The sequence below is a fragment of the Variovorax sp. Varisp36 genome, from assembly GCF_047304235.1.
Classification (GTDB): Bacteria; Pseudomonadota; Gammaproteobacteria; order Burkholderiales; family Burkholderiaceae_C; genus Variovorax.
This window is the reverse complement of sequence record NZ_JBGLYU010000085.1, coordinates 1-6,969: the sequence shown is the minus strand read 5'-3', so window position 1 is coordinate 6,969 and position 6,969 is coordinate 1. Positions and strand designations below refer to the sequence as shown.

Genomic DNA, 6,969 nt, shown 5'->3' with positions numbered 1-6,969 from the left:
CACGAGTTCCTTCGCGCTGGCCGCCTTGACCGAGGGGTTGACCACCATCACCGTGGCCGATGAGCCCAGCATGCCGACCGGCTCGAAGTCCTTGACCGGGTCGTAGCGCAGCTTCTGCAGCGCCGGGTTCATCGCATGCGTCGCGATGTAGCCGAGCATGAGCGTGTAGCCGTCGGGCGCCGCGCGCATCACGTACTCGCTGGCAATGGCCCCGTTGGCGCCCGCCTTGTTGTCGACGATGACAGGCTGCTTGAGGATGGCCGACATGGCCTGACCGACGACGCGCGCCATGGCGTCGTTGGCGCCGCCCGCGGCGGTCGGCACGACCAGCGTGATCTGCTTTTCAGGAAAGGCGGCGGCCGCGCTTGCGCAGGTCAGGCATGCCCCCAGCGCGACGGCGCCAAGGAAGCGAATTTTCTGGATCTTCAATTTGTCTGCTCCGGTGGATTTTTGAAAGCTCGAAAAGCTCTTGCGTGGCCCTGGTGCGCATGTTCTTCCGGGGCCTGTGTTCTGTAAATTGCATGTTTAAGATCGATTGATGCACACTGTCTATCAATCAGATCGAGTCGGAGCACAGCCATGGCCATCAACTTCAATCTCAACGACCTGCAGGCGTTCCGCGCGGTGGCGGAACTCAACAGCTTTCGCAAGGCCGCCGAGGCGCTGCACGTCTCGCAGCCTGCGTTCAGCCGCCGCATCGAGAAGCTGGAGGAAGCGCTGGGCGTGAAGCTGCTCGATCGCACCACGCGCCGCGTGAACCTGACCTCCGTAGGGCGCGAATTCGACCGCAAGGTGCAGCAGTTGCTGGACGACCTCGACCACACGCTGCTGGGCATCCGCGGCGTCGCGGCCACGCGCATGGGCGAGGTCAAGATCGCCTGCGTGCCTTCGACGGTCTACTACTTCCTGTCGCAGGTGATCTCGCGCTACCACGAGCGCTACCCGAAGATCCGGGTCAAGGTACTCGACGCGAGCGCGAACGAGGTGCTGGCGACCGTATCGAGCGGGGAGGCCGACTTCGGGCTCAACTTCGTGGGCGGACAGGAGCCGGACATCGAGTTCAGGCCGCTGCTGGAAGAGCGCTTCGTCGCGGCCTGCAGGCGCGACCATCCGATCGCGAAGAAGCGCCGAGTGAGCTGGACCGAGCTGGCGCAGTACGACTACATCTCGGTGAGCAAGGCGTCCGGCAATCGCCTGCTGCTGGACCAGGCGCTCTCGGGGGTGGCCGGCCGCCCGCAGAGCATCTACGAGACCCAGCATGTGACGACGATGCTCGGTCTCGTCGAGGCGGGTCTCGGGGTCGCCGCGGTCCCTTCGATCGCGATGCCGGACGCAGACCATCCGCTGCTGGTGAGCGTTCCGCTCCACGACCCCGCCATCACCCGCACGATCGGCCTCATCCGGCGCAAGGGGCGAAGCCTTTCCCCGGCTGCGCAGCAGCTCTACGCCTTCTTCTCCGAGATGAAGGCGAAGCGCGGCAAGTCGGGAGGCCGCCGCGCGGAGACTGCAAAGGCCGAGGGCACGCGCGCCTGAGGCCCGCCGGCCGGCTGGGCGATCAGGGCGTCGGGCCGGCGTGCCCCAGCGGCGCGGCGAAGTCCTTCGGGCCTTCTTCGAGCTCGTGCTCGGTCCTGGCGTAGTTCGCGGCCAGCTCGCGCTGCAGCACCTCCCGGTCGCACGCCTTCTCCCAGATGGAGACCACGATGCAGGCCACCGCGTTGCTGATGGTGCTGGTGAGTGCGCGCGCCTCGGACATGAAGCGGTCGATTCCGACGATCAGCGCGACGCCGGCCACGGGCAGGTCGGGCATGACTGTGAGCGTGGCCACCAGCGCGACGAAGCCGCTGCCCGTCACGCCCGCCGCGCCCTTGGAGGTGAGCAGCATGATGCCCAGCATCGAGCCGATCTGCATCCACGACAGGTGGATGTCGCAGGCCTGGGCGATGAACATCGACGCCAGCGTGAGGTAGATCGCCGTGCCGTCGAGGTTGAACGAATAGCCGGTCGGCAGCACCAGACCGACCACGCCCTTCTTGCAGCCGAGCCGTTCGAGCTTCTGCAGGAGCCGCGGAAGCACCGGCTCGCTCGATGAGGTGCCCAGCACCACCAGCAGCTCTTCTCTGATGTAGCGCAGCAGCTGCCACAGCTTGAAGCCGTGCAGGCGCGCGAGCGCGCCGAGGATCACGACGACGAAGAAGACGCAGGCGGCATAGAAAGTCCCGATCAGCAGGCCGAGCGATCCGATCGACTTGATGCCGTAGCGGCCCACGGTGAAGGCCATCGCACCGAAGGCGCCGATCGGCGCGAGCCGCATGATGATGCCGAAGGCCGCGAAGAGCATGTGGGAGAACCCGTCGATGCCGTCGAGCACGGGCCTGGCGGAACTTCCTATGCGGGTGAGCCCGAATCCGCAGAGCACCGCTAGCAGCAGCACCGGCAGCACCTCGCCCTCGGCGAACGCGCCGACGAAGGCGTTGGGGATGATGTGCATCACGAAGTCGGTGAACCCGTGGATGTGGACCTGGTTCGCGAAGCGCGTGGCGACCGAGGCGTCGAGGTTCCTGGGGTCGATGTGCATTCCGGCGCCCGGCTGCAGCAGGAACACGGTGACCAGGCCGGTGAGGAGCGCAAGGACCGTCAGCGCATAGAAGAGCCCCATCGCCTTGAGCAGGGTCTTGCCGATTTCCTTGGAGTCGCCCAGCGAGGTGATGCCGCTCACGATGGTGCAGAACACCACCGGGGCGATCATCATCTTGACCAGCTTGACGAAGCCGTCGCCCAGCGGCTTGAGCGCGGCGCCGAACTCGGGCCAGTAGTGGCCCACCGCGATGCCGAGGATCAGGCCGACGAGAACCTGCACATAGAGAAGTTTCGAGAGCTTGCGGATGTTCATGACCTTGTCTCCGGGGTGGGGGCGCACGAATGCATGCCGGTCTGCGCCGGCTCCGTCTGCTGCGGTGAAGAAGGCGAGGGCGGCGCTCAGCCGCGCGCGGCCAGCACGCGGTCGACCATGACGCCGGCCTGGCCGAGGTGGTTGGCCGGCTCGCACATGGCCTCGAGCTGCGCGCGCGTCACGTGCCTGCCGATCTCGGTGTGCGCGGCAAGGATCTCGATCAGTGGCCGGTTCTCGGCGATCGCCTGGCGGCACAGGTCGTACACCAGGTCGTGCGCGTACTCGCGGCCGATGTAGGGACCCAGGCCCATCATCACGGCCTCGGACATCACCAGGCCGTTGGTGATGTCGATGTTCGCGCGCATGCGCGTGGAGTCGACCTCCAGGCCCTTCAGGATGAACCTTGTCTGCTTCAGGGCGCCCGACATCAGGCAGAAGATCTCGGGCAGCGACACCCACTCGATCTCCCAGGGGCCGGTGGAGCGCTCGTGGTCCGCCACCATCGCGTCCATCAAGGCGGCGGCGTGCTGGCGGGCCACCGAGATGTTGGCGTGGATGTAGAGGCAGGAGATGGGGTTGCGCTTCTGCGGCATGGTCGACGACGAGCCGCGGCCCGGCGCGAAGGGCTCGAACACCTCGGCCACTTCGGTCTGCATCATCAGCTTGACGTCCATCGCGATCTTGCCGAGCGAACCGCCGACCAGCCCGAGGAATGCGCCGACCTCCGCGACGGTGTCGCGCACCGTGTGCCATGAGATCAGCGGCTGGGCGAGGCCGAGCTCCTTCATCAGCCCTGCCTGGGTTTCCATCGCGCCCTTCTCCAGCGAGGAGAGCGTGCCCGATGCGCCGCCGAACTCGCCCATCAGCACGCGTGGCTTGAGCTGCTGCAGGCGCTCGCGATGGCGGTCGATGCCGGCCAGGATGCTGGCCATCTTGTAGCCGAAGGTGATGGGCGTGGCCTGCTGCAGGTTCGAGCGGCCGATGACCGGCGTGTCGCGGTACTTGCGCGCCAGGGCCGCGAGGGCGTCTCCGATCTCGTCGAGGTCCTGCTCGACGAGGGCGAGCCCTTCGCGCATCTGCAGCACCGCAGCCGTGTCGGTGATGTCCTGCGTGGTCGCGCCCCAGTGGCAGTACTCGCCGAGCTTGTCCCGGCAGTTGGCGTTGATCTGGTTGACCACCGCGATGATGGGGTAGCCGATCTGCTCGGTCTTGGCCTTCAGTTTGACCCAGTCGATCTGCGACAGGTTGCAGTTCCTGACGATCTCGTCGGCCGCTTCCTTGGGAATGATGCCGAGCTCGCCCTGGACCTTGGCAAGGGCGCGCTCGATGTCGAGGTACTTCGCGGTCCGGTTCTCGTCGGACCAGACTTCGCGCATGCGCGCGTCGCTGAACATGTCGCCGAATATCCGCGAATCGATGATGGTGGAAGCCATGGTGCTTTGTCTCCTTCTGCGATGGAGGTGGGTGAATGAAATCAGTCGCGGGCCAGCGCCAGCGTGCGTTGCGCCTGCAGCACCACGGGCCGGTCGACCATGCGGCCGTCCAGCCGCGCGGCGCCCGGCGACGCGGCATCGGCGGCCAGCACGCGCCGCGCCCAGTCCAGCGCCTGCGTGCTCGGCTGCAGGGCCGCGTGGATCGGCTGCACCTGGCGCGGATGGATGCACAGCTTGGCGCCGAAGCCCGTCTGCCGCGCTTCGGCAAGATCCGACAGGAGGCGAGTCTTGTCGTCCAGCTGCGGCGTGACACCCGCCACCGGCGCGGGCAGGCTCGCCACGCGAGAGGCGATGGCGATGCGGCTGGCCGCGTAGGCGAGGCCGCGCGCGTCCGTCGCGATGTCCATGTCGAGGTCGAGCGCGAAGTCGAGCGTGCCGAACACCAGGCGTTGCACGCCGGCGGCCGCGATGGATTCCACCTGCGCCACGCCCTGGGCACTCTCGATGAGGGCGAGGACGGCCGCGCCAGGCAGCGCGGCACGCACGCGGGCGATCTGCGCGGCCGATTCGGCCTTGGGCAAGAGCACCTCGGCCGCTGCCGCGTCGCCCAGCGCGGCGAGGTCGGCAGCGAACCACGGCGAGCCGGCGTCGTTGATGCGCACCACGGTGCGCGACCTGTCGGCAGGGCTCACACCCTGCAGCCACGTCACGACGATGGCGCGCGCATCGGCCTTGTCGGCAGGGGCGACGGCGTCCTCGAGATCGAGCACGATCCGGTCGGCGCCGCTGGCCAGCGCCTTGCCGAAGCGATCCGGATGCGTGCCGGGCACGAAGAGGTAGGTGCGGGCGGAATGCCTATGTTCACCAGACATGGTGCGGCCTTCAGACGGCGTTCGACGCGCGCAGGGCGGCGATCTCGGCATCGCCGTAGCCAAGTTCCGCGAGGATCGCATCGGTGTGCTCGCCGAGCGCAGGCACCGGGTCCATGCGCGGACCGGTGTCCCAGGTGCCGGGCGGCAGCATCGCGGGCACGGGGCCCTTCGCCGTCGCCACTTCGCTCCAGCGGCCGCGCGCCTGCAGCTGCGGATGGGCCCAGACCTCCTTCATCGTGTTGACCTGGGCGTTGGCGATCTGCGCGAGTTCCAGCCGCTCGACCACCTGCCTGCCGCTGAGCGAGGCGAAAGCCTCGACGATGATCTCGCGCAGTGCGGCCCTTTGCGCCACGCGCTTGAAGTTGGCGGTGAACCGCGGGTCTTTCGCGAGCTCGGGCTGTTGCAGCACCTTGTCGCAGAAGCTTGCCCACTCGCGCTCGTTTTGCAGGCCCAGCATCACGGTGGTGCCGTCGCCGGCCGGGAATGGGCCGTACGGGTAGATGGTCGCGTGGCTGGCGCCGGTGCGCGGCGGCGGCTCCGCGCCTTCGAAGGCGTAGTAGAGCGGGTAGCTGTTCCACTCCGCCAGCGACTCCAGCATCGAGATGTCGATGCGCTGGCCCCTGCCGGTCTGGCCGCGCTGCAGCAGCGCGGCGAGGATGTTGCTGTAGGCGTACATGCCCGCGGCGATGTCCGCGATCGAGGGCCCCGCCTTGCACGGCTCCTCCGGCGTGCCGGTGACCGAGACGAAGCCGGCTTCGCTCTGGATCAGCAGGTCGTAGGCCTTCTTGTCGCGGTACGGCCCGGGGCGCTCGGGATCGTCGCCGTAGCCGGAGATGTCGCACATGATGAGGCCCGGCTTGGCGCGCGAGAGCCGGTCGTAGCCCAGGCCGAGGCGCGCTGCCGCGCCCGGCGCCAGGTTCTGCACGACCACGTCGGCCTTTTCCATGACCAGGCGCTCGAGCACGCGGGCGGCGTCGGGGTGCTTCACGTCGAGCGTGAGGCTTTCCTTGGAGCGGTTGGTCCAGACGAAATGCGACGCCAGGCCGCGGACCCGCTCGTCGTAGCCGCGGGCGAAGTCGCCCGAGCCGGGACGCTCGATCTTGATGACGCGTGCGCCGAGATCGGCGAGCTGGCGGGTGGCGAAGGGAGCCGCGATCGCGTGCTCCAGCGTGACGACGGTGATGCCCTTGAGTGGCTGCATGGCGTGTTTCCTTCTGCGTTGCGAAACGAGTCAGCGCAGGACGGCGGTGGCGTCCATCGTCAGCCAGCCCTCGTGGTCCGAGGCCCAGAGCCGGATGGTCTTGCCGTCGGCCTGCGGCTGGCCGCTGACGTGGAAGGCGTCGAGGTCGAAGGTGGGCCGCACGGCCTTGAAGCGGAAGTTCGCCACGTCTGCATCAGGCAGCTGGCGGCGCAGCAGGTCCATCAGCAGCGTCGCGATCAGCGGGCCGTGCACGATCAGGCCCGGATAGCCCTCGACCTGCGTGACGTACTGGCGGTCGTAGTGGATGCGGTGGCCGTTGAAGGTCAGTGCCGAATAGCGGAACAGCAGCACGTCGTCGGGAACGATCTGCCGGCGCCACGCGGCCTCTGTCGGCGCCGCCTGCGGGGGCGGGGGTACGTCGTGCGGGCCCTGGGCCTCGCGATAGACGATGTCGTGGAACTCGACCAGCGCCGGCGCAGCCTCGCCATTGCAGCGGATCTCGTGCCGCACCTTGACGAACACGAGCTTGCCGGTGCGGCCTTCCTTCAGCGTGACGTCGTCGATGGTCGAGGT

At 67.9% G+C, this 6,969-nt stretch carries 6 protein-coding genes and 1 pseudogene; 1 reads left to right on the top strand and 6 read right to left on the bottom strand.

What is annotated here, in order from left to right:
* On the bottom strand, positions 1-423 hold a 423-nt coding region (locus ACCD11_RS28125; RefSeq protein WP_413316395.1), incomplete at its 3' end, for a Bug family tripartite tricarboxylate transporter substrate binding protein.
* 156 nt (positions 424-579) lie between these two features.
* Between ACCD11_RS28125 and ACCD11_RS28120 the strand changes: the two genes are divergently transcribed.
* A complete protein-coding gene (locus ACCD11_RS28120) occupies positions 580-1,533 on the top strand; it encodes a LysR family transcriptional regulator (RefSeq protein ID WP_413316393.1) in 954 nt (317 codons plus the stop codon).
* Between the two features lie 22 nt (positions 1,534-1,555).
* On the opposite strand, the gene dctA is transcribed toward ACCD11_RS28120, so the two are convergent.
* The 5 genes and pseudogenes from dctA to ACCD11_RS28095 form a co-directional block, all read right to left on the bottom strand.
* Positions 1,556-2,890, bottom strand: a complete 1,335-nt coding sequence (dctA, locus tag ACCD11_RS28115) for a C4-dicarboxylate transporter DctA (RefSeq protein WP_413316391.1) — start codon at positions 2,888-2,890, stop codon at positions 1,556-1,558.
* Positions 2,891-2,976: 86 nt separating this feature from the next.
* Positions 2,977-4,323 (bottom strand): adenylosuccinate lyase family protein, encoded by a 1,347-nt coding sequence (locus tag ACCD11_RS28110; RefSeq protein ID WP_309928703.1) that lies wholly within the window; start codon positions 4,321-4,323, stop codon positions 2,977-2,979.
* A 41-nt stretch (positions 4,324-4,364) separates the two neighbouring features.
* A complete protein-coding gene (locus ACCD11_RS28105) occupies positions 4,365-5,195 on the bottom strand; it encodes an HpcH/HpaI aldolase/citrate lyase family protein (protein WP_413316388.1) in 831 nt (276 codons plus the stop codon).
* Between the two features lie 10 nt (positions 5,196-5,205).
* Complete coding sequence (locus ACCD11_RS28100) at positions 5,206-6,396, bottom strand: CaiB/BaiF CoA transferase family protein (protein WP_413316386.1); 1,191 nt, start codon at positions 6,394-6,396, stop codon at positions 5,206-5,208.
* A 30-nt stretch (positions 6,397-6,426) separates the two neighbouring features.
* Positions 6,427-6,969: pseudogene (locus tag ACCD11_RS28095) on the bottom strand (acyl-CoA dehydrogenase); the annotation flags it as partial.